A 22655-nucleotide genomic window follows, 5' to 3' on the forward strand; every position below is an offset into this window, starting at 1 on the left:
GGGCGTCCCGCGCCGCCTCAGCTCGCCGTGACCTCGGTCGATACCCGGGCGACCGCTCCGCCGCGGTCCGCCGCTCCCCCGTCGCCCGGCCCGCCGCCGGGGCGAGCGGCACCCGCGCCGTCCCGAGCGGGACCGTCCGGGACGCTCCCACCGGAGCCGGACGGGCGATCACCACCCGGTCCGGACGGGCCGTCGCCACCCGGTCCGGAGGGGCCGTCGCCACCCGGTCCGGTGGATCCCGGCCCCGGCCCACCGTCCGCCGCACCGCCGTCGCGGGTGCGGGGCATCTCGGGCCGCGTCCGGTCGGTGGAGTGGCCGAGCACCCGCAGTGAGGCCAGCACGGCCATCGGCACCACCAACGCGGCGGAGGCCCCCGCGACGTCCAGCGCCGCGCCGCCCAGCACCCCGCCGAGGCCCGCCGCGACCGCCGTACCGGCCATCGCGGCCCGCACCGCCGGGTAGATGCCGAACAGCCGCATCAGGCCACCCCAGGGCTGGAGCAGGGCGAACCAGACCAGCAGCGCGCCGGCCAGGGCCAGCACGGTCAACGGGCTGTTCACCAGCGTCTCGACGTTCGCGCTGCCGGAGCGGTGCACGGTGAGCCCACCGGTGCCGTCACCCACCGCCGCCAGGAACCGCCCGAGGCTGCCCCGCTCGACGGGTGGGCGGCGCACGTCCAGCACCGCGAAGCCGATGGTCACCGCCAGCCCGGCCATCGTCGCCCAGGCCAGCCGGCTGACCGTCAGCCAGCCACCGGCGCTGATCGCCGCCGCGACGCTCACCCCGGCGGTGAGCCCGATCGCCCCGATCGAATCGGCGCCGAGGTACGGGCTGCCGACCACCACCACGGCCGCCCCACCGACCGCCACCATCACCATCGGCCGCCAGGACCTGTGCACCCGCTGGGCCAGCCACCCCGCGGTCAGCAGCGCGCCGGCGACGAACACTCCGAGCCCGACGGTGCCCAGGCCCGCGTACCGCCCGCCCTCCAGGGCGGAGTAGCCGGCGACACCGTTGAGCTGGAGACGGGCACCGGTGAGCACGTCCGCGCCCACGGTGAGCGTGGCCAGGGCGGCGACCGCGCCGAGCGGCCCGAGGGTGCTCGCGTAGCCGGGTGCGAGGCGTACCAGCACCGTCGCCCCGACCACCAGCGCGATCGTGGTGCCGGCGAACGACACCCCGGCATGCTCGCCGCGCCACCACGGCACCAGGTTGGCGAGGAGGGCCGCCGGAACGGCCAGCGCCGCGGCGATCAGCAGCAGCTCCACCACCGCCACGATCCGCCCGGACACCGGCTCGGGGCCGTACGGGCCGGCGTGGCGGCGCGCCCGGCGCAGCATCGGCAGGGCCGCCAGCGCGAGCAGCACCTGGGCGCCGGCGAGTACCGCGAAGAACCACCCGGCGATCCGGCGCTGGGCGGCGGCCTCCCGGTCGGCGTCGGCCGGGGCGGCGATCGCGGCCGCGAGGTCGGCGGGCCGACCACCGACGGACTCGGCGGGCCGGCCGAGGAAGGGACGCTCCGGCAGCGGCCGGCCCAGCGCGGTGAGCGCGGTCGGCGCGAGGTCGACCAGTTGCAGGTAGCCCTCCCGGCCGGTGGTCGGTGAGGTCAGCCAGCCGCGTTCCCAGCCCGGCCCGTCCGCGACGGCGACGTGCAGCCGGGCGGGCGCCTCGGTGTCGGACACCCCGGCGACGAGTACCAGGGACCGGGGTGGGCGGGCGGCGAGCACCCGGGCGAGCTGGGCGTCGGCGGCGCGGGCGGCGGCGGCGCGGGCCGCCGGGTCCTCGCCGCCGACCGTGCCCAGGTCGACGATGCTGAGCACGCAGGAGCCGAGCAGGGGCGCGGGATCGGCCGGCAGCGCGGGCGCGTACCGGTCGACCCGTCCGAAGGGCCGGGCCGCCGCGACCGCGCCGCCGGACCCGACGGCCACCGAGCAGCGCACCGACTCCGACAGCGCGCCCGGCACCGTGCCCCAGGGCAGCTGTTCCTGGTTGTGCAGGACGACGCTCGCCTGGTCCGGCAGGTACGCACCGATGCCGTCCGGCTGTTCCACCGCCACGTCGGTGGGCGGGCAACCGCCGGACGGCCGGTTACCGGGCCAGGCGGCGAAACTGCCCGCGCCCAGGGTCAGCCAGCCGTCGACCGGACAGGTGGGCCGGTGCGCCGAGCGCACCGACAGCGAGCCGATGGAGCCCTCGGAGGCCATCCGCCACAGCGTGGGCGTGGTCTGCGGGTCGACGTCGTCCCAGCGCAGCCCGGACACCCCGGCCACCACCACGAAGTCCGCGGAGCGCTCCGGGGTGCCGCTGTCGGGTCGGGCGGCCAGCGCCACCACCCCGAGCACCACCACGACCAGGGTCAGCAGGAGCGGGGTGAGTCGGCGCAGCATCACCGGCGTCCCGTCGACGGGGCGTCCGCGCCCGGCGCTGCCGGCCCGGCGGCGTCCGGTGCCAGCTCCGCGTAGAGCGCCGTGAGCTGGGCCACGGTGTCCGCCTCGGTGGGCCAGGTGCCCGCCCGGGCGCTACCGCGCCGGGCCAGGTCCGCCCGGCCGGCCGGGTCGTCGAGCAGGGTCCGCACGGCCTCGTCGACGGCGTCCACGTCACCCGGGGGCACCAGCACGGCGGCGTCGCCGACCAGGTCGGGCAGACCGCCGACGGCGGTGGCCACCAGCGGTACGCCGGCCCGCATCGCCTCCTGCGCGAAGAGCTGCCGGGCCTCCCAGTCGCTGGTCACCACGGCCAGGTCGGCTCCGGCGAGCAGGTCCGCCACGTCGGTGCGGTGCCCGAGCAGGGTCACCGGTGCCCGGGCGGCGGAGACGCGGGCGGCCAGCGGCAGGTAGGCCGGGCCGCTGCCGGCGATCACCACGGCGGGGGGCGGGGTCCGGGTACGCCACCGGGCGGCGGCGTCGACGAGCACGTCGTACCGCTTCTGCGGGTGCAGGCGGCCGACCGACAGGATCAGCGGCTGGTCCGGGGCGACCCCGAACTCGGCCCGTACGGCGGCGCGGCGGCGGCGCGGCGCGGGCAGCGTCGGCGCGGCGACCGGGGCGAGCCGGGCGTCGGCGGCACCCGACCCGGAGGCGCGCTCCACGAGGTCGGCGGAGGCGCCGAGGGCCACCCGGCAGCCACGGGCCACCACCCGTTCGGCCAACCGGGACGCGCCTCCGCGCAACCCGCCGGCGAGCACCGCGTTGTGCCAGGTGACCACCAGTGGAGCCGCCGGCCGGGCGAGGACGGCGACGAGCCCCGCGCGCAGTCCGTGGCTGTGCAGCACGTCCACGGGTTGGGTCGTGAGGGCCCGGCGCAGCGCGGCGACGGCGCGGGCGTCGGCCGGGGTGGGGCTGGCCGGGATCTCCACCGGCTGGAACCGGGCGCCGGCGCCGGTGAAGTCGAACTGCTCCTGGGTGGCGGCGGGGCCGCACACGAGCACGGTGGAGCCGGCGGCGGCGAGCCCGGCGGCCAGCGAGCGGACGTGCTGCCCGACCCCGCCGGTGCTGGAGGCGAGCAGCAGGGCCACCGTGCCGCGCCAGCCGGTGGTGGACGTGGGTTCCGTCACCGGGACACCGTCTCCTTCCCGTCGCCCCGCTCCGGGGGTGTTCCCTCCTCCTGCGCTCCGCCGTCGGCGCGGGCGCCGGTGCGCCGGCCCGTCCGGCTCAGGCGCCGGAGCACTCCGGCGAGCAGCGATCGTACGTCCGGCCGGTCGACCACCCACACCACGGCGAGGAAGACGACGCCGACCAGGACACCGGACAGCATGCCCTGACCGAGTGCCGCGAGTGTCGTCGGGGTGCCGTCACCGGCCGTGGCGAGCGCCCGGGCGGCCGTACCGCCGGCGAGCGCCGCCAGCGTGCCGCCGAGCAGCCCGGCGGCTCCGGCACGGGTGGTCCCGGCGAGCGCGGCCGGCCCGGCGGCCCGGCGTACGGCGACCAGCAGCAGCCCGCCGAGCAGCAGCATTCCGACGGAGTTGCCCAGGGCGACCGCCGGCACCCGGTCACGCAGCGGTAGCGCGGCGCCCAGCAGCAGCACCGCGGGCGGCACCGTGAGGAAGCCGACCGCGATGGCGCGGGTGGCCGACCGCGTCTCGCCCCGCGCGTAGAGGGCCCGGCTCAACACGGCGAAGAGCGCGTACCCGAGCAGGCCCGGCGCGAAGCCGGCGACGGCACCGGCCGCCGTGTCGGCCGCGGCGCCGTCGAAGAAGAGGTGGCCGACCGGCCCGGCCGTGCCGACCAGGGCCGCCGCGCCGAGACAGCTGAACAGCAGGACGCCCCGGACCGTCGGGGCCAGGGTCGCGCGGTACGCCTCCTCGTCGCCGACGGCCGAGGCCGCGGACAGGGCCGGGTACGCGGCCACCGCCAGCGGCACCGCCAGCACCGCCCACGGCAGCAGGAAGACCGTCTGGGCGAGGTTGAACACACCCAGGTCGGCGGTCGCGCCGTAGCTCACCTGGTTGAGGCTGACCGCGAGCGCGACCTGCTGCGCGGTGACCGTCACGGCACCGGCGACCGCCAGCCCACCCACCCGGGCGCGGGCGTCACCGGGGAAGCGGAAGCCGACCGCCGGCACGATCCGCAACCGGCGGAACGGGATCAGCAGCGACAGGGACAGGACCACCACCCCCGCCGTCGTACCCGCCGACAGCAGCAGCTCGCCGCCCCGGCTGACCTCGGCCACCGTCGCCCGGGCGCCTTCTGCGAGGGTGAAGACCAGGTACACCGCGACGACGGTGAGGCTGGACAGCAGCGGCGCGATGACCGGCCAGGCGAACCGGCGGTGCGCCTGGAGGACCCCGGTCAGCACGATGCCGATCCCGTACAGCGGCAACTGCGGGGCGAAGACCCGCAGCATGCGCGCGCCGCTGTCCTGCTGCGCGGCGGTGAGGCCCTCCCCGAGCAGCCCGATCAGCGGCTCGGCCAGCAGGGCCACCGCCAGCGCGAGGGGCACCAGCAGGGCGAGGCTCCAGGTGAGCAGCGCGCCGGTGGTGCGGGCCACCGTAGCCCGGTCGCCGGCGGCGACCGCCCCGGCCAGCAGCGGTACGACGAGGCTGGCCAGGGCCCCACCGGCCACGATCTCGAAGATGATGTTCGGCACGGCGTTCGCCACCACGTACGTGCCGCCGAGGTCGGTGGGGGCGAGCGTCCAGGTGAAGACGGCGGTGCGGCCGAAGCCGGCGAGCCGGGCGACCACGGTGAGGACGGCGATGAGCGCGGCCGCTCCGGCGACGCGGCCGGTGCCGGCGAGGGGTGCCGGGGTCGTCACGTCAGTCGGCGCGACGGCCCAGCGCGTCGAGTTCACGCAGACCCGGGGTCCGCTGAATGACCGCCGTGAAGCTGACCTTTTCGCTGGCGGCGGTGAGCCCGGCGAGGACGGCGAGGATCCCGGCGCGACCCAACGGGCCGGACCGGGCGGCCAGGGTCACGCCGAGCAGGGCGCCGAGCGCGTTGGCGCCGCTGTCGCCGAGCATGACGTCCTCGTCGAGGTCGGCGGGGAGCAGGCCGGCCGCGGCGCCGACCGTGCCGGCGGCGATGCCGCCGTGCGGGCCGGTGGCCAGCGGGGCGCCGAGCAGGAGGCCCGACTTGAGGGCCCGGCCGGGCCGCAGGTCGAGCAGGTTGAGCAGGTTGGCGGTGCCGGCGATCACCCCGGCGCCGAGCAGGACGTCCACGCCGCGCCCGAGGAGGCCCTGCCGCTGGCGGCGGCGGTGGGCCGCGACGGTGGGATCGGCGGCGAGCAGCGCGGCGGCGGCGAGCCCGGCGGCACCCACCCCGGCGACCTTCACCAGGCCGGCGGTGACCCGGCCCTCCCGCAGCGCGGCGAGATGCCCGGCGAAGCCCTTCGCGGCCTTCTGCTCCGGCCGCATGCCGACGACGTCGTCGTAGAGCCCGACCGCGCCGGCGCCGACCCCGGCGACCAGGGCGGCGGCACCCGAGGCCCCACCCGGCGCGCCGAACGCGGCGACCGACGCGGCGCCCGCGGCGAACGCCGGACCGGCAGCGAGGGTCACTGTGCGGCCGCGGAAGTTGGTGCGCTCCAGAGCGGGGCCGACCGGGGCGATGCGGATCTCACGCAGCGCGTACCGGGCGGCGGCGGCGCCGGCACCGGCGACCAGGAGCCGACCGAGCAGGCTCACTCCGCCCCCTCCCGACAAGCCTCGACGATCCGGACGATGGGACACCGGGGTGGATGCATCGGTCACTGGGGCAGTCTAGGCAGCAGCGAGGCGGCGTTGTCGCCGACACCGTACTGCCCGGTCTTCTTCCCGGTGAGCTGCTGCACCAGCGCCAGGCTGGTGACCAACTGACCCTGGACCGTGTTGGCGTTGTCGACGGTGGAGATCGACTGCGCGAGGACCGGGTCGCCCCGCACCACGGCCACCAGGTTGCCGTCGGCGGAGCCGTTGCCGGCGACCACGATCGCGCCGGTCCGGTCGAACTGCTCGGCGACCTTGACCACCGACTCGTCCTTGCGGGCGGAGTCCTGGTCGACGTACGGCTGCCCGCTGACCAGGACGACGGCCTCGGCCGACGCGGTGACCTTGTCCTCGGTGGTCAGGTAGTTGGCGTTGGTGTACGCGGCCAGCACGGCCCGCCGGTCCGCCTCGCTGACCGGCGTCGCCCCCGGCGACCGGTCGAGCAGCACGCTGGCCAGCAGGGCGCTGGACGTCTCCACGCCGTGCCCGTTGCCGGGCAGGTCGGCGGTCGGCGCGCTGGTCGGGCGGGCCGCGGTGACGGCCAGTTCCAGCAGGTTGTTGCTGTTGTCCGGGTCCATGAACTTGTCCTGCAGGTCGATCCGCCCGGTCACCTCCGCGCCGGCGAGCTGGAGCATCTTCACCACGTTCTCGGTGTGACCCCGGCCGGTCGGCAGGCTGGCCACCAGCACGCGCTTGCCGGCGAGCTTGCCGGGGAGCACCACCTCGGCGATCTCGGCGGCGAACTCCTCCTCGCGGGCGAGTTCCTCCTGCATGCTGTTGACCTGCTGGCGCATCTGCTGGTTGGCCTTGCTCAACCCGTTGACGTTCTCCTTGAGCGAGTCGGCCACCGGACCGTTCAGCGCGGCTGTGCCCACGACCAGGCCGATCGCCAGCGCCAGGAAGACCGCGGTCAGGGACACCACGTGGTACCGGAAGTTGATCACACCAGAATCCTCTTGGTCGGGCGCACGCTAGAAGAGCTGTGACAGCTGGAACACGAAATTGTTCCACCACTCGGAGACCACGCCCAGATACGCCTTGCCGACGGTGGAGACCGCCACGGCCGACGCCATCGCGGCGATGGCGGAGAGCACGAGCAGCAGGAGGGAGGAGCCGGAGATGCTCTGCCGGTAGAGCCGGCTGACGCCCTTGGCGTCGACCAGCTTCCCGCCGACCTTCAACCGGGTCAGGAAGGTCGAGGCCATGCCGCCGCGCCCCTTGTCCAGGAACTCCACCAGGGTGGCGTGCGTGCCGACCGCCACCAGCAGCGACGCGCCCTTCTCGTCGGCCAGCAGCATGGCCAGGTCCTCGCTGGTGGCGGCGGCCGGGAAGGTGATCGCCGGCACGCCCAGCCCGTTGACCCGGGGCAGGCCCGGCGCGCGGCCGTCCGGGTACGCGTGCACGATCACCTCGGCGCCGCAGCGCAGCACGTCGTCGGTGACCGAGTCCATGTCACCGATGATCATGTCCGGCGTGTAGCCCGCCTCGACGAGGGCGTCCGCACCACCGTCGACGCCGATCAGCACCGGCTTGAACTCCCGGATGTACGGGCGCAGCACGTCCAGGTCGGCCTTGTAGTCGTATCCCCGGACCACGATCAGGCAGTGCCGGCCCTGGATCTGGGTCTGGATGTCCGGCACCCCGACGCCGTCCAGGAGCAGGTCACGCTCCTGCCTGAGGTAGTCCATCGTGTTGGCGGCGAACGCCTCCAGCTGGACCGACAGTCCCTCCCGGGCGTCGGCCATGGCCTTGGCCACCGTCTCGGTGTCCTGGAGGCTGCCGTGGGCGACCGGCACGTCACCGACGAAGACCGTGTTGCCCTCGATCCGGACGGTCTCGCCCTCGCGGACCTGGTCGAAGATGCTCTCCCCCAGGTCGTCCAGCAGCGGGATGCCGGCGGCGATCAGCACCTCGGGACCGAGATTGGGGTAGCGACCGGAGACCGACGGCTTCGCGTTGAGGACCGCACCGACACCGACGGCTACCAGCGAGTCGGCGGCGACACGGTCCAGGTCGACGTGGTCGATCACCGCGATGTCGCCGGGGCGAAGCCGTCCGACCAGGCGTTTGGTCCGGCGATCCAGGCGCGCGGTGCCAACTATCCGGCCCGGTTCCGCGGCCCGGTTCCGGCGCAACGTGGGTATACGCATCGTGACCATCCTGGCATGTGAGGCAGGCTTCTCCGGCGCGACATGCCTGGGCAGCGCCGCCTACCCAGGGAAGCACACTACGGCGCGGGCCGGTGTGCCTGTTCTCACAATGGCCCGCGCTACGGTCGCCTCTCACGTGCCGCCACCGCCAGAAGCTCCTCGGCGTGGGCGATACCCAGATCGGAATCAGGCAAACCGGCGAGCATCCGGGCGAGTTCCCGGGCACGCTCGGTGTCCTCCACCACGCGGACGCCGCTGGTGGTCACCGCGCCACCGGTGTCCTTCGCCACCACCAGGTGCCGGTCGGCGAACGCGGCCACCTGGGGAAGGTGGGTGACCACGAGCACCTGGTGGCTGCGGGCCAACCGGGCCAACCGCCGGCCGATCTCCACCGCCGCCTGCCCGCCGACTCCGGCGTCCACCTCGTCGAAGACCAACGTGGGTGGGCCACCGGACCCGGCGAAGACCACCTCGATGGCCAGCATCACCCGGGACAGCTCACCGCCGGAGGCGCCGCGCTGCAGCGGCAGCGACGGCGCGCCCGGGTGGGCCAGCAGCCGCAGCTCCACCTCGTCGCCGCCGTCCGGGCCGACACCGACCTCGCTGCCGTTGACCGGCAGGCTGGGCTCGGACCGGCCGGCCGGGCGGGGAAGCACCGCCACCTCGATCCGCGCGTGCGGCATGGCCAGCCCCGCCAACTCCTCGGTGACCTGCCCGGCGAACCGCTGCGCCGCCTCCTGCCGGGACGTCGACACCCGGCCGGCGAGGTCAGCCACCTCGGCGGACAGCCGCGTCGCCTCCCGGTCCAGCTCGTCCAGCAGGTCGTCGGAGGTGTCCAGGTCGGCCAGCCGAGTGCGGGCCCGCTCGGCCCAGGCGATGACACCGTCGACGTCGTCGGCGTACTTGCGGGTCAACGCGCGCAGCGCGGCACGCCGCTCGTACACGGTCTGCAACCGGGCCGGGTCGGCGTCCAGCGCGGCCAGGTACGCGGACAGCTCGGCGGACACGTCCGCCACCAGGGTCGCCGCCTCCTCCAGCCGCACGGCCAGCTCGCCGAGGGCCGGGTCGGTGCCGGCCTGCGCCTCCAGCGTCCGGCGGGCGGTACCCAGCAGGGTGGTGGCGTCCGGCGTCTCGTCGGTGGCCTCCACGCCGCCGGCGACGCAGTGCTGGGCGAGCTGCGCGGCGGTGCGCAGGCCCTCGGCGTGCTCCAGCCGCTGCGCCTCCGTCTTCAGCTCGTCGTCCTCGCCGGGCAGCGGGTCGACCCGGGTGATCTCGTCCAGGCCGAGCCGCAGCAGGTCGGCCTCCTGGTTGCGCTCGCGGGCGTTGCGCCGTCGGTCGGCCAGGTCGTCGACGACGGCGCGCCAGCGCGTGTACGCCTCCCGCAGCGCGTCGAGCAGCTTCTCGTGCTCCGGGCCGGCGAACCGGTCCAGCGCCGCGCGCTGCTCCGCGGGGCGCAGCAGCCGCAGCTGGTCGGACTGCCCGTGCACGGCGACGACCTGCTCGCCGACCTCGCCGAGCATCGACACCGGCATGCTCCGACCGCCCACGTGCGCGCGGGACCGGCCCTCCACCGTCACGGTGCGGCTCAGCAGCAGCGATCCGTCGTCGTCGGGCTCGCCGCCGGCGTCGGTGATCCGCGCGTGCACCGTGGTGGCCACCCGGCCGGCGAGCCGCAGCCGGCCCTCGACCATCGCCCGCCCGGGCTGCGCGCGCACCCGCCCGGCGTCGGCCCGACCGCCGAAGAGCAGGCCGAGGCCCGTGACCACCATGGTCTTGCCCGCACCGGTCTCGCCGGTGATGACGTTCATGCCTCCGGTCAGGGGCAGCGTGGTGTCCTCGATGACGCCCAGTCCGGTGATGCGCAGCTCTTCCAGCACAGCAACCGACAGTAGACGCGGGCCCCGACAGTTGACCAGCCGGCGCGGGCCGGCTCGTCGCGCGGCCGACGGCGTCGTACAGTTCTGCCCCGTGTTGGACGTGATCGGCTTGACCCCCGGTGAGCAGGACCTCTACCGCTGCCTGGTGCACCTCACCACGGCCCGCGTCGAGGAGTTGGCCGAGCGGCTGCGCAGCCCGCGTGAGGAGATCCTGGCTCGCCTCGACGCGCTGCGCGGCAAGGGTCTGGTGCTGCCGACCGGGCCGGAGCCGGACGCGCCGCTGCGGCCGCTGCCGCCCGACGTCCCGCTCGGTGCGGCGCTGCTGCGCCGCCAGGAGGCCCTGGAGGCGGCGCGGGCGGCGGTCACCCAGCTCACCGAGGAGTTCCGGGCCGGGATGCGGCGGCAGGACGCCGACCATCTGGTGGAGGTCGTCACCGGCGGGCGGGCGCTGCGCGAGCGCCTGCGCGACCTGCAGAACGGCGCCCGGACCGAGGTCCTCTGGTTCTGCCGGGCCAACCCGCTGGCCATGCCCGGTCAGGAGAACGTCGAGGAGTTCGACGCGCTGGCCCGCGGCGTCCGCTACCGGGCCATCTACGAGCGCGACATGCTCCTCGAACCGGGTGCGCTGGAGGACGTCGAGCAGGGTGTACGCGCCGGCGAGGAGGCTCGCGTCCTCGACCGGCTGCCGGTGCGGCTGGCCGTCGTGGACGGTCGGACGGCGGTCTGCCCGCTGGTGCCGGAGCGGGGCGACGGGGAACCGAGCGCGGCGGTGATCGGCCGCAGCCAGCTGCTGGACGCGTTGCTCGCCCTCTTCGAGAGCCACTGGCTGATGGCGACGCCGCTGCGCTCGTCCGACCCTCCGGTCGACCGGGACGAGGACGGGTACCGGCCGGACGCCGAGGAGGCCCGGCTGCTGTCGCTCTTCGTGGCCGGCGTGCCGGACAAGTCCATCGCCTCGCAGCTCGGGGTGAGCCGGCGGACCGTGCAGCGGCGGCTCGCCGACCTGATGGCGCTCGCCGGCGTGGACACCCGGCCCGGTCTGGCGTTCCAGGTCGCCCGGCGGGGCTGGATCTGAGTCGGGACCGACGGGGGCGGGGCGGCACCCGGCCGCCCCGCCCCCGTCGGAGTCAGCGCAGCCCGTACGCGTCGACCACGGTCTGGTCGACGGTGTTGCCGGCGCCGTCGCGGGCGTGTGCCCGCAGCGACACCGTGCCGCGCCCGGCCGGCACCACGGCGGTGAACCGGGTGCCCGAGCCGCGCATCGGCACCGCCCGCCAGGTCCGCCCGCCGTCGAACGACACCTCCACCCGCAGGTGGGTGCCGGTCGGCGTGGGTACGCCCGCCGGCTGGCGCAGCGTCAGCTCCAGCCGGTGCGGTCGGTCGCCGGCCACCTCACCGCGCAGGTCGGCCGGAACCCGGTAGTCGACCTGGAGCAGCGGCAGCGGCTGAGCGGCCTCCCCGGCCGGGCGGGACGAGGTGAACTCCCAGGCCGTCTCGGTCCGGGTCGCCCAGCGCCACTCCTCCGAGGCGCGCCGGGTGGTCAGGTCCAGCCGGTACCGGGCCGCCGCCGCGGTGGTCGGCACCGGGGCCCAACCGTCGGAGAGGTCGGCGATCAGCTGCCCGTCGCGGCTGAGCCGCGCCTCGACGTCGTCCTGCTCCTCACCGGAGCCGGCCGGGGCGTAGTGCCCCTCGGCATCGACGAACTCGGCGACCCGCAGGTCGAGGGTGTCCCCCGTGCGGGTGGGAACCGGCGCTCCGCCGGTGGCCGGCACGGCCGGCCGGACGACCGGGGCGTGCCAGGTCTCGGTCTCCCGGTCGTCGGCGGCGTAGCGGCGGGCCTGGTCCGTGAGTCCGCCACGAAGCGGCTCCGACTGCATCCACATCAGCTTGTGCAGCACTCGGTGCTGCCACCAGGAGTCACCGGCGCTGACGTACTCCCGCCGGACCGTGCCGGTACGCACCATCCGCTGGTCGTCGTTCCAGGAGAACTTCTGCCACGGACGCCAGCCGAAGCGCTGCTCGGTGGCCCAGTCAAGACCGCCGGTGTCGCCGTAGCGGGCGGTCACCTCGGCGGTGTTCTCCGCGGTCACCGTGTGCTCGATCCGCTCGGGCACGCGGCCCTTGGACACCTGGAACACGTCGTACAGGTAGGGGCTGTCCACGGTGAGCGTCAGGTCCAGCGTCGCACGGCCGGTCCTGGCCGCGGTGATCATGGGCTGCCCGTCGTCGTTGGCCACGGCCAACGTGGGGACGGGGAGCCGCTCCCCGTCCGGACGCCAGAACGTCCATGCGCTGAAGTCCGCCGGCCGGACGATGAGCACCACGGCGGCGCCGGCCGCCGCGGCCGCCGCGACCTGGTCGTTCTCCGAGCGGTCGGTGCTGCCGTCGAGGAGCACGGCGGCGCCGCGCGCCCCGGCCAACTCGTCGGCGGTCCCGGTGCCGCCCCAGACCAGCGGCAGCTTCCGCCGGCCCGTCGGCGCCGGCGACATGCCCAGCAGGTTGACGTCCAGTGGGCCGGAGACGCCGCTGACCCTCGCGTCCACCATCGGCGCGACCAGTTGCCAGCGCGAGGAGAACTCGAATTCGCCCTCGCTAACCGGCCGGGTCGGGGTGACGTTGAGCTGTTGGACGCTGCTGAACGTCATCACCCCGTGGTCGACCTGCCGGCCGTTGCCGAAGACCCGGTGCTCGTAGAAGCTGAGCTTGGCCCGCTGCTCGCTCGGCTTCGGGGTCTCGATCCGCACGGGCGTGCCCTTACGCGGGTCGAGCACCACGGTGATGTCCCGGTCGACGATGAGCTCCGGGTCGGTGACCAGGGTCAGCTGCTCGTCCAGCGGGGCACCGTGCTCGATGAGCGACTGGAGCAGGTAGGGGCCCTCCTCCACCCGCACCTGGATCTCGTCGCCGAGCAGGTAGCCGAGGAAGTCGGAGTCGGAGTGCTCGCCGAAGAGGGTGACCACCGGCGAGATGCCCGGCTTCCCGGCCATGTCCAGCGCGCGCAGGGTGACGGTGTGGATCGGGCCGCTCAGGGTGACCGCGACGGCGGTGCGGACCGTGACGCCGTCCGCGCCCGTCGCCACCAGCCAACCGCCGAACGTGCCGCGGTCCAGCTTCGCCGGGTCGGCGCGCAGCGGAACGGCCACGCTGCCGCCGGCCGGGACGGTGACCTCGGTGGCGCCCACGGCGACGCCGTCCGGCTCCGCCCGGTCGCTGTCGATGTTGCGCAGCTCCAGCGCCAGGCGCAGGGTCTGCGCGGCGCCGGTGCCGTTGGTGTACGTCACGGTCCGTTCGAGCGCCGCGGCGCCGGTGGTCAGCCGACCGAAGTCGGCGGTGGCCGAGCCGTACGTCCGCTGGGTCAGCGCCCGCGGCACGTCGACCCGGCCGGTGCCCTGCTCGAAGACGGTCAGGTCCGGCGTGGGCTTCGTGGTGCTGACCAGCGCGTCCTTGAGCTGGCCGGCGGTCCAGTCGGGGTGTTCCTGGGCGAGGATCGCGGCCGCGCCGGCGACGTGCGGGGTGGCCATCGAGGTGCCGTTGGCCCGGGTGTACGCGTCGTCCACCGCGGTGCCCATGCTGGTGCCGGCGGCCCGGGCGGCGACGATCCCGACGCCCGGCGCGGTGATCTCCGGCTTCGCGGCGCCGTCACCGACGCGCGGGCCGCGGCTGGAGAAGTCCGCCAGCTTGTCGTCGCGGTCCACCGCGCCGACGGTCAGCGCCGCGGTCGCGGCGCCCGGCGAACCGACGCTGTTCGCCGCGCCCTCGTTGCCGGCGGCGACCACGAAGAGCGCGCCGGTCTCGGCGCTCAGGTCGTTGAGCGCCTGGCTCATCGGGTCGGTGCCGTCGGTCGCGCCTCCGCCGAGGCTCATGTTGATCACCTTGGCGCCGGAGCGGGCGGCCCACTCCATGCCGGCGATGATCCCCGAGTCGTAGCCGGTGCCGTAGTCGTCGAGCACCTTGCCGACGAGCAGCCGAGCGCCGGGCGCGACGCCCTTGCGCAGCCCACCGGAGGCGTCGCCCCCGCCGGCGACGGTGGCCGCCACGTGGGTGCCGTGGCCGTGGCCGTCCTGCGCGCTGCCGGTGCTGCTGAAGTCCTTCGCCTCGACGATCCGGCCGGCCAGGTCGGGGTGGTTCGCGTCGACGCCGGTGTCCAGCACCGCCACCTTGACGCCCGCACCGTCGCGCCCGGCCGTCCAGGCCGCCGGCGCGCCGATCTGCGGCACGCTGTGCTCCAGGTCCGCGCGGACCCGCCCGTCCAGCCAGACGCGGGCGATGCCGGCGCCGAGTCGGGCCGGCGCGCCGGCGGCGGTACGCGCCGGCGGCGTGCCGCGCAGCGTCGTCCACAGCCCGCCCAGGTCACCCTTGCCGACCTTCAGCGCGGCGCCGTTGATGCTCTCCAGCGGGCGGACGGCGGTGGCCCCGGCGAGCGGACGAACCCGCCCACCGGCCTGCTCCTGGTAGCGGACGATCAGCGGCAGCGCGCCCTGCGCCGCGTCGCCGAATCCGTCGGCCACCAGCTCCTGCACGTCGAACAGGTTGCCGTCCAGCACCCCCGCGGAGACGTACGGCACGACGTCGCTGGGCAGCACCCGAATCCCGCCGTCGACCTCCAGGGTGTGGAAGGTGATCCGGTCGCGGCCGGGGCCGGGACGGACCGTGGCGGCGACCCGACCGGACGCGGCCGGGGCGAGGTCGACCTGGTCGCCGGTGATCAGGGTGACGCGGGCGGGCGCGGTGCCGGGGGTGGGTGTGCCCGGACTCGGGCCGGCGGGCCGGGCGGGCGGGTCGGCGGACGCCGGTACGGCGAGCCCGACCACCAACGCGCCGACCGCGCCGGCGCTGAGCCAGCGTGGGGGCCAGTGCATGCGATGCGCTCCTCTGCTCCATGGGGCCGGCCTCGTGTGGAGATCGACCGCTCGGAGTCTGCGACGGAGCTCACGGGTGGGTCACTAGGTGCGGCCCGCCGCACCGGCGACATGTCGCCAGGTGGACACGGCACGGCGTCGGCGGAACCGGCGGCTGTCCGGTGGGTTGCGCGACGGCGGGGTCAGCGGCGGCTGCCGCGCCAGCCCAGCACCGGAAGGTCGAACTTGGCCACCAGCCGGTCGGTGAACGGACGGTCGCGCAGCCGCACGATGCGTACCGGCAGCGCGCCGCGGCGCACCGTGACCCGCGCCCCCGGCGGCAGGTCGTACACGCGGCGTCCGTCGCAGGACAGCACCGCGAGGGTGGTGAACGGGTCGACGGTGATGGAGAACGTGGACGTCGGCGCGGTCACCAGGGGCCGGCTGAACAGCGCGTGCGCGCTGATCGGCACCAGCAGCAACGCCTCCACCTCCGGCCAGACCACCGGGCCGCCCCCGGAGAACGCGTACGCCGTCGAACCGGTCGGGGTCGCGCACACCACGCCGTCGCAGCCGTACCGGGACAGCGGGCGGCCGTCGACGTCGACCAGGAGTTCGAGCATCTGCGCCCGCTCCCCCTTCTCGACGCTGATCTCGTTGAGCGCCCAGGACTCGATGGTCGGCCCGCCGTCGAACTCGGCGGTCACGTCGAGGGTGAGCCGCTCGTCCACCGTGTAGTTGCGCCCCACCACGTCACGGACGGCGGTGTCGAGGTCGTCGATCTCGGCCTCGGCGAGGAAGCCCACCTTGCCGAGGTTGATGCCGAGCAGCGGCGCCTTCGCCGGCCGGGCCAGCTCGGCGGCCCGCAGGAACGTGCCGTCGCCGCCGAGCGCGAACACGATCTCCGCCCCCTCCGCGGCCTCCGGCCCGGTCACCGGGACCACGCCCGGCAGGTCGAGGTCGTCGGCCTCCTCGGCCACGACCCGTACCTCGAACCCGGCCGCGATCAGGTCGGCGGCCACCGCCCGCGCGTGCTCGGTGCTGCGCCGGCGGCCGGTGTGCGTCACCAGCAGGGCGGTCCGGCTCACCGGCTCGTCCCGCCCGTCGCGACCGGCCCGCACGCCATCCCCGCGCCGGCACGGTCCACCAGCTCGCTCACCCGGCCACCTCCTCCGTCGCCGCGCCCGGCAGCCCGCCGGACGGCGCCAGGCCCTGCGGCCCGGCCGTGACCACGGCACGCACCCGCTCCGCGTCGGCGGGTGGTGCGTCCCGGCGTAACCATACGAAGAACTCGACGTTGCCGCTCGGCCCCGGCAGCGGGCTCGCGGCCACGTCGGCGAGGCCCAGGCCGAGCTGCGCCGCGGCGGCGGCCACGTCCAGCACCGCCTCGGCCCGCAGCGCGGGGTCCCGCACCACCCCGCCGGCGCCGACCCGCTCCTTGCCCACCTCGAACTGCGGTTTGACCATCAGGGCCAGGTCGCCGTCGCTACGGGTGCAGCCGGCCAGCGCGGGCAGGACCAGCCGCAGCGAGATGAACGACAGGTCGGCGACGGTCAGGTCGACCGGCCCGTCGATGCCCTCCGGGGTCAGCGTACGGACGTTGGTCCGCTCGAAGACCCGTACCCGGGGATCGGTGCGCAACGGCCACGCGAGCTGGCCGTAGCCGACGTCGACGGCGACGACCTCGGCCGCGTCGGCGCGCAGCAGCACGTCGGTGAAGCCTCCGGTGGACGCCCCCGCGTCCAGGCAGCGCCGACCGGCGACGGTCAGCCCGCCGGGAGCGAACGCGGCCAGCGCGCCGGCGAGCTTGTGCCCGCCCCGGGAGACGTACTCCTCGGTCGGGTCACTGCCGGTGACCAGCAGTGGGTCGGCGGGGTCGACCATCGCGGCGACCTTGCGGGCCGGCACTCCCCGCAGCTGGACCCGGCCGGCCTCCACGAGCGCGGCGGCCTGCTCCCGCGAGCGGGCCAGGCCACGGCGGACGAGTTCGGCGTCCAACCGGTTACGACGTGCCATGGGTGGTTCTCGGCTCCTCAGGACTGGTCGATGGTGGCGAGGGTCTCCCGCAGCGTCTGGTAGGCCGCCTCGTACTGGGCGATCTGGTCCGCCGGGGGCAGCCCCGCCGCGTTGGCCATCGCCTGCACGGCGGCGTCGACGGCCGGGTGCCGTACCTCGTCGAGGTCCTCGTCGGCCCCGAACGGCGGCGGCCCCGCACGGAACCCGGTGCCCGGCGGGCCGGGGCGGGCCGCGCCGGGCGGACCGGGTCGCGCGCCGGGCGGAGGTCCGGGCCGCGGCCCCGTCACGACCCGCTCCGGTACGCGACGCGGCGCGTCACTCGGCACCGCCCGGCTGCCGCTTACCGCCCGGCGCCTTCTTCGCCGGCCGGACCGGCTCCGCCGGCTGCGCGGTCGGGGCGACGTCGGCCGGCGGCTTGACGACGAGCGCCTTCTTCGCGACGGCCTTCTTCGCCACCGCCTTCTTGGCGACGGCCTTCTTCGCGATCGCCTTCGTCGGGACCGGCGCCGCTTCGTGCGACGTGCCGGGCGCGGTGGGTGCCGCTGCCGTGGTCGGCACGGCGGGCTCCGCCGCACCGGGCGACACGGAGGCGGCGGCGGTCGGGGTGGTCGGGGTCGGCCCGGCGGTGGCCGGGGTGGCCGGTGCCACGCCGAGGGTCGCCTTGGCCTCGCGCAGCTGCCGCTCCAACTCGTGGACGCGGCGGGTCAGCTCGGCCACCTCGTCGGCGGTGGCGAGCCCGACCGCGGCGAGGGCCCGGTCGACCTCGAACCGCACCAGCTTGGTCAGCGCCTCACGGTTCGCGGCGCCGGTGGAGACCAGCTCCTCGGCGAGCGCCTGGAGCTGGCCGGCGGTGGCGCCACCCTGACCGACCACGCGGCGTACCGCGTCCTGCGCCTTCTTCCGGGGCGCCTCCGTCAGGCCCATGGCCAGCTCGAGGTAGGCGCGCCACGCGTCCTGCATACCGGAGTCCTTCCGCGGGGCGGGGGTGTGTGGTCCTCACGCTACCGGGCACCCGGAACCACCCCGTGCGGTACGGTGCCTCCGACGGCGTGGCGAGCGGTTGAGGAGGCTCCGGGTGGCCAGCGTGGACGAGTGCCGACAGGCGTTGCACGATCTCGCCGCCCGGCTGGACCGCAACGCGGAGACGGTGCGGGAGAAGATCGACCTGGACCGGACGCTGGCCTGCCGGATCACCGATCTGGACACGGCGTTCCACGGCCGGCTCACCGGCGGACGTCTGGTCGACCTGACCGACGGCGACGACCCGAAGGCCAAGATCGCGCTGAGCACCACCAGCGACGACCTGCTCGCGCTGGTCCGCGGTGAGCTGGACGTCACCCGGGCGGTCGCGTCCCGGCGCATCTCGATCAAGGCGAACCCGTTCGACCTGATGAAGCTGCGCAAGCTGCTCTGAGCCGACCGGTCCGGACGGGCCGGCCAGGTCAGGCCGTCAGGCCCAGCTCGGTCAGGGCCTGTGCGGCCTCCGTCGACGCGGCGTGCACCCGGAGCGGCTCCGGCGCCGACCACGCGGCGGCGCACAGCGCCGGCAACGCGTCCAGCGGGCGTCCGGCTCCGGCCAGTTCCACCCGACCGTCGCGTACCGTCGCCGACCAGCCGGCGGCGTCCGTCGGCCCCGGCACCCGCACCACGGCCGCCGGGTCGAACAGCCCCGCCAGGTCCTTCGCCACGTACGTGGGCCGGCGCTCCGGCGGCGCGGCGAGCAGTTCGGCGACGTCGCTGACCCCGGTGAGGACGAGCAGGCTGTCCAGCCCGGCACGGCCGGCGCCCTCGATGTCGGTGTCCAGGCGATCGCCGACGACCAGCGTCCGGCCCGCACCGGCCCGCCGGGCCGCCGCCGCGAACAGTTCCGGCTCGGGCTTGCCGACGACCACGTCCGGGTCCCGCCCGAGGGCCGTGCGCAGCGCGGCGACCAGGGAACCGTTCCCGGGCAGCGGGCCACGACCGCTGGGCAGCGTCCGGTCGGTGTTCGTGGCGATCCAGGTGGCCCCACCGCGTACGGCCACCGACGCCTCGGCCAGGTCGACCCAGCCGACCTGCGGCCCGTACCCCTGCACGACCGCGACCGGCGCCTCGTCCGCGCGGGAGACCGGAACGAGACCGACGGCGCGGATCTCCGCCCGCAGTGCCTCCGCACCGACCACGAGCACCGCCGAGCCGGCGGGGAGCCGGTCGGCCAGCAGCTCGGCCGCGGCCGCCGCGGAGGTCAGCACCTCGTCCGGTCGGGCCGGCACGCCCATGCCGGTGAGCAGGTCGGCCACCTCGCTGGAGCGACGCGAGGCGTTGTTGGTCGCGTACGCCACCGCCCGCCCCTCGGCGTGCAGCCGGCCGACCGCCTCGACCGCGCCGGGGATCGGCCGGTCGATCAGGTAGATCACTCCGTCCAGGTCGAAGGCGACCAGGGTGTACCCGTCGACCAGCCGCTCCCCGGCGTCACTCGTCATCGCTGTCCGGCGTCCTTTCCGGGGGCGTCCGTCGCCGCGTCGCTCTTCTCCGCCAGCTCCCGCGCCTGCGCGTCGGTCAGCTCGTCGTCGGCCAGGTCGTCGGCGATCCCGTGCACGTCGGCCTCGGTCGACGCGGTCCCGGTCGGGTGCGACGCGGTCGCGTCGCGCTCGTCCCGGTCGGTGTCCTGGTCCTCGTCGTCGTCGTCGAAGTCTTCGTCGTCGGAGTCCTCGAGGTCTTCGTCGTCCTCGTCGTCTTCGTCGTCGTCGAAGTCCTCGTCGTCGGAGTCCTCGTCGTCCTCGTCGTCGAGGTCGTCGTGGTCTTCGTCCGAGTCGTCGTCGCTCGTGAGGTCGGCGTCAGAGCGGGTCGGCACGGCGCCCGGCGTACCGGGACCTGCGGCGATCTCCTCCGCCTCGTCCTCCTCGTCGCCCTCGATGACCACGCCGTCGAGCTCCAGCAGCCGCTCGGCGGCGTCGGTCTCGCCCTCCGTGTCCACGTCGGCGGCCCGGGAGAACCACTCGCGGGCCTCGTCGCGCCGGCCGACCGCGAGCAGCGCGTCGGCGAACGCGTACCGCAACCGAGCCGTCCACGGCTCGGGGACGTCGGCGCTCAGGTCACGGACCTGGAGCATCGCCACCGCCGCGTCCTTCTGGCCGAGGTCGCCACGCGCACCGGCGGCCACGATCAGCAGCTCGATGGCGACGGCGGGGTCCAGCTTGTCGCGGTCCGCGCCCCGGAACAGGTCGATCGCCCGCTCCGGCCGGCCCAGTGCCCGCTCGCAGTCCGCGAGTACCGCCAGGTGGTTCTGGAGGCCACTCATCCGGTGGTACGTGCGCAACTCGGCGATCGCCGTCTGCCACTCCCCCGCGTGGTACGCGGCGAGCCCGACGGCCTCCCGCACCGCGGCGATCCGGGACGCGAGCCGGCGGGCGGCCAGCGCGTGCGCCAGCGCCTCGGCCGGGTCCTCGTCGATCAGCTGACCCGTGGCGACCAGGTGCCGCGCGACCGTGTCCGCGACCGGCTTGGCCAGCGAGAGCAGCTCGGCACGGACGTCCTTGTCCAGGTCGGTCGGGGAGATGTCGTCGGAGAGCACCGGCGCCGAGGTGCCCTCGGCACCGACCTCGGGCCGCTCGTCACGACGGTCCCCGCCGCGGAAGCCGCCCTCACGGTCGCCGCCGCGGTAACCACCTTCGCGGTCACCACCGCGGAAGCCACCGGGACGGTCGCCGCCCTCACGGCGGTCGCCGCCACGGTAGCCGCCCTCACGACGGTCGCCGCCGCGGAAGCCACCCTCACGCTCCCCGCCGCGGAAACCACTCGGACGGTCGCCGCCCTCACGACGGTCACCGCCCTCGCGCGGAGGACCGGAACGGAAGCCACCCTCACGGCGGTCACCGCCACGGAAGCCACCCTCGCGGTCACCACCGCGGAAACCACCCGGACGGTCGCCACCTTCACGACGGTCACCGCCCTCGCGCGGAGGACCGGAACGGAAGCCACCCTCACGGCGGTCACCGCCACGGAAGCCACCCTCGCGGTCACCACCGCGGAAACCACCCGGACGGTCGCCACCTTCACGACGGTCACCGCCCTCGCGCGGAGGACCGGAACGGAAGCCACCCTCACGGCGGTCACCGCCACGGAAGCCACCCTCGCGGTCACCGCCGCGGAAGCCACCCTCGCGGTCACCACCGCGGAAACCACCCGGACGGTCGCCGCCCTCACGACGGTCGCCGCCACGGTAACCGCCCTCGCGACGGTCGCCGCCGCGGAAGCCACCCTCGCGGTCACCACCGCGGAAACCACCCGGACGGTCGCCGCCCTCGCGACGGTCACCGCCACGGAAGCCACCCTCGCGGTCACCACCGCGGAAACCACCCGGACGGTCGCCACCCTCGCGACGGTCACCGCCACGGAAGCCACCCTCGCGGTCGCCGCCACGGAAACCACCCGGACGGTCGCCGCCCTCGCGACGGTCACCGCCACGGAAGCCGCCCTCACGACGGTCGCCGCCGCGGAAGCCACCCTCGCGGTCGCCGCCACGGAAACCACCCGGACGGTCGCCACCCTCGCGACGGTCACCGCCACGGAAGCCGCCCTCGCGGTCGCCGCCACGGAAACCACCCGGACGGTCGCCGCCCTCACGACGGTCACCGCCACGGAAGCCGCCCTCACGACGGTCGCCGCCGCGGAAGCCACCCTCGCGGTCACCACCGCGGAAGCCACCCGGACGGTCGCCACCCTCGCGACGGTCACCGCCACGGAAGCCGCCCTCGCGGTCACCACCGCGGAAGCCACCCGGACGGTCGCCACCCTCGCGACGGTCACCGCCACGGAAGCCACCTTCGCGGTCACCACCGCGGAAACCACTCGGACGGTCGCCGCCCTCGCGCGGAGGACCGGAACGGAAGCCACCCTCACGACGGTCACCGCCACGGAAGCCACCCTCGCGGTCACCACCGCGGAAGCCACCCGGACGATCGCCACCCTCGCGACGGTCACCACCGCGGAAACCACCGGGACGGTCGCCACCCTCGCGACGGTCACCGCCACGGAAGCCACCCTCGCGCGGAGGACCGGAACGGAAGCCACCCTCACGACGGTCCCCGCCACGGAAGCCACCTTCGCGACGCTCACCGCCGCCGAAACCACCACGGTCTCCGCCCTCACGGCGGTCGCCGCCACGGAAACCGCCGGAACGGGAGTCACCATCGCGGGGGCCCGAACGGAAACCGCCCTCACGGCGGTCGCCGCCACGGGATCCACCATCGCGGTCGCCGCCACGGAAGCCACCCTCGCGACGGTCACCACCCCGGTAGCCGCCCTCGCGGCCGCCCCGCTCGCCGGCGCCGGAGCCACGCTGGCCACCCCGGTCGTCCCGAGAGGGCGAGCGGTCGTCGCGGCGCGGCGCGCCCTCGCGTCCAGCGGATCGGTCTTCGTTACGACGCGGACGGTCTCCGCCCTGCGGTTCTGAACTCACAGGTACATCCTTCCTGATTGCGCCATCGAAGGCGCGACGCAGTCGAGGGCCGACCCTACTGGGGCGGCCCTCGACTGGAAGATTGTCCGGCGGTGTCCTACTCTCCCACACCCTCCCGGGTGCAGTACCATCGGCGCTGGAGGGCTTAGCTTC

The 22655-nt window shown here is 75.4% G+C and carries 17 protein-coding genes and 1 rRNA gene; 3 read left to right on the top strand and 15 right to left on the bottom strand.

From position 1 onward, the window contains the following. Nucleotides 1-17: 17 nt before the first annotated feature. The 7 genes from ACTMSW_RS19345 to recN form a co-directional block, all read right to left on the bottom strand. On the bottom strand, nucleotides 18-2387 hold the full coding sequence (locus ACTMSW_RS19345) for a hypothetical protein (RefSeq protein WP_441182019.1): 2370 nt from the start codon (nucleotides 2385-2387) through the stop codon (nucleotides 18-20). After that, a complete protein-coding gene (locus ACTMSW_RS19350) occupies nucleotides 2387-3553 on the bottom strand; it encodes a glycosyltransferase family 4 protein (RefSeq protein ID WP_441182020.1) in 1167 nt (388 codons plus the stop codon). Before ACTMSW_RS19350 ends, ACTMSW_RS19345 begins: the two co-directional genes overlap by 1 nt. After that, the gene (gene murJ, locus ACTMSW_RS19355; protein ID WP_441182042.1) at nucleotides 3550-5253 is read right to left on the bottom strand and encodes a murein biosynthesis integral membrane protein MurJ; all 1704 of its coding nucleotides are present in this window, start codon (nucleotides 5251-5253) and stop codon (nucleotides 3550-3552) included. The genes ACTMSW_RS19350 and murJ overlap by 4 nt, the downstream gene beginning before the upstream one ends. A 1-nt stretch (nucleotide 5254) precedes the next feature. Beyond that, entirely contained in the window at nucleotides 5255-6121 is an 867-nt protein-coding gene (locus tag ACTMSW_RS19360) for a hypothetical protein (protein WP_441182021.1), read from the bottom strand. Between the two features lie 62 nt (nucleotides 6122-6183). Beyond that, nucleotides 6184-7125: a copper transporter gene (locus ACTMSW_RS19365; RefSeq protein WP_441182022.1), complete on the bottom strand. Its 942-nt coding sequence runs from the start codon at nucleotides 7123-7125 to the stop codon at nucleotides 6184-6186. 27 nt (nucleotides 7126-7152) lie between these two features. Next, nucleotides 7153-8331, bottom strand: coding sequence for a putative cytokinetic ring protein SteA (gene steA, locus ACTMSW_RS19370; RefSeq protein ID WP_441182023.1), 1179 nt, complete (start codon nucleotides 8329-8331; stop codon nucleotides 7153-7155). 119 nt (nucleotides 8332-8450) lie between these two features. Continuing rightward, a complete protein-coding gene (gene recN, locus ACTMSW_RS19375; protein WP_441182024.1) occupies nucleotides 8451-10208 on the bottom strand; it encodes a DNA repair protein RecN in 1758 nt (585 codons plus the stop codon). 91 nt (nucleotides 10209-10299) lie between these two features. On the opposite strand from recN, the gene ACTMSW_RS19380 reads away from it, so the two are divergent. Continuing rightward, a complete protein-coding gene (locus ACTMSW_RS19380; protein ID WP_441182025.1) occupies nucleotides 10300-11283 on the top strand; it encodes a TrmB family transcriptional regulator in 984 nt (327 codons plus the stop codon). A 52-nt stretch (nucleotides 11284-11335) separates the two neighbouring features. Here ACTMSW_RS19380 and ACTMSW_RS19385 read toward each other — a convergent pair whose 3' ends face one another. The 5 genes from ACTMSW_RS19385 to ACTMSW_RS19405 all read right to left on the bottom strand — a co-directional run bounded on the left by ACTMSW_RS19385 (nucleotide 11336) and on the right by ACTMSW_RS19405 (nucleotide 18022). Continuing rightward, a complete protein-coding gene (locus ACTMSW_RS19385; RefSeq protein WP_441182026.1) occupies nucleotides 11336-15067 on the bottom strand; it encodes a S8 family serine peptidase in 3732 nt (1243 codons plus the stop codon). A 182-nt stretch (nucleotides 15068-15249) separates the two neighbouring features. Then, on the bottom strand, nucleotides 15250-16134 hold the full coding sequence (locus ACTMSW_RS19390) for an NAD kinase (RefSeq protein ID WP_441182027.1): 885 nt from the start codon (nucleotides 16132-16134) through the stop codon (nucleotides 15250-15252). A gap of 67 nt (nucleotides 16135-16201) precedes the next feature. Beyond that, a complete protein-coding gene (locus tag ACTMSW_RS19395; protein WP_441182028.1) occupies nucleotides 16202-17062 on the bottom strand; it encodes a TlyA family RNA methyltransferase in 861 nt (286 codons plus the stop codon). Nucleotides 17063-17079: 17 nt separating this feature from the next. Further along, nucleotides 17080-17349: a hypothetical protein gene (locus tag ACTMSW_RS19400; protein ID WP_441182029.1), complete on the bottom strand. Its 270-nt coding sequence runs from the start codon at nucleotides 17347-17349 to the stop codon at nucleotides 17080-17082. A 28-nt stretch (nucleotides 17350-17377) separates the two neighbouring features. Further along, nucleotides 17378-18022, bottom strand: a complete 645-nt coding sequence (locus ACTMSW_RS19405) for a phasin family protein (protein ID WP_441182030.1) — start codon at nucleotides 18020-18022, stop codon at nucleotides 17378-17380. A 115-nt stretch (nucleotides 18023-18137) separates the two neighbouring features. On the opposite strand from ACTMSW_RS19405, the gene ACTMSW_RS19410 reads away from it, so the two are divergent. Further along, a complete protein-coding gene (locus ACTMSW_RS19410; RefSeq protein ID WP_441182031.1) occupies nucleotides 18138-18476 on the top strand; it encodes an SCP2 sterol-binding domain-containing protein in 339 nt (112 codons plus the stop codon). Nucleotides 18477-18504: 28 nt separating this feature from the next. Here ACTMSW_RS19410 and ACTMSW_RS19415 read toward each other — a convergent pair whose 3' ends face one another. Both ACTMSW_RS19415 and ACTMSW_RS19420 read right to left on the bottom strand, forming a co-directional pair. Then, the gene (locus tag ACTMSW_RS19415; RefSeq protein WP_441182032.1) at nucleotides 18505-19524 is read right to left on the bottom strand and encodes an HAD-IIA family hydrolase; all 1020 of its coding nucleotides are present in this window, start codon (nucleotides 19522-19524) and stop codon (nucleotides 18505-18507) included. Beyond that, nucleotides 19521-20552, bottom strand: coding sequence for a hypothetical protein (locus tag ACTMSW_RS19420; protein ID WP_441182043.1), 1032 nt, complete (start codon nucleotides 20550-20552; stop codon nucleotides 19521-19523). Before ACTMSW_RS19420 ends, ACTMSW_RS19415 begins: the two co-directional genes overlap by 4 nt. Here ACTMSW_RS19420 and ACTMSW_RS19425 point away from each other — a divergent pair. Further along, nucleotides 20517-22496, top strand: coding sequence for a hypothetical protein (locus ACTMSW_RS19425; protein ID WP_441182033.1), 1980 nt, complete (start codon nucleotides 20517-20519; stop codon nucleotides 22494-22496). The genes ACTMSW_RS19420 and ACTMSW_RS19425 overlap by 36 nt on opposite strands. Before the next feature lie 90 nt (nucleotides 22497-22586). Here the strand turns inward: ACTMSW_RS19425 and rrf are convergent. Continuing rightward, nucleotides 22587-22655: ribosomal RNA gene (gene rrf / locus ACTMSW_RS19430) — 5S ribosomal RNA — on the bottom strand; the annotation flags it as partial.

The sequence above is a fragment of the Micromonospora sp. BQ11 genome, from assembly GCF_052068135.1.
Taxonomy (GTDB): Bacteria; Actinomycetota; Actinomycetes; order Mycobacteriales; family Micromonosporaceae; genus Micromonospora.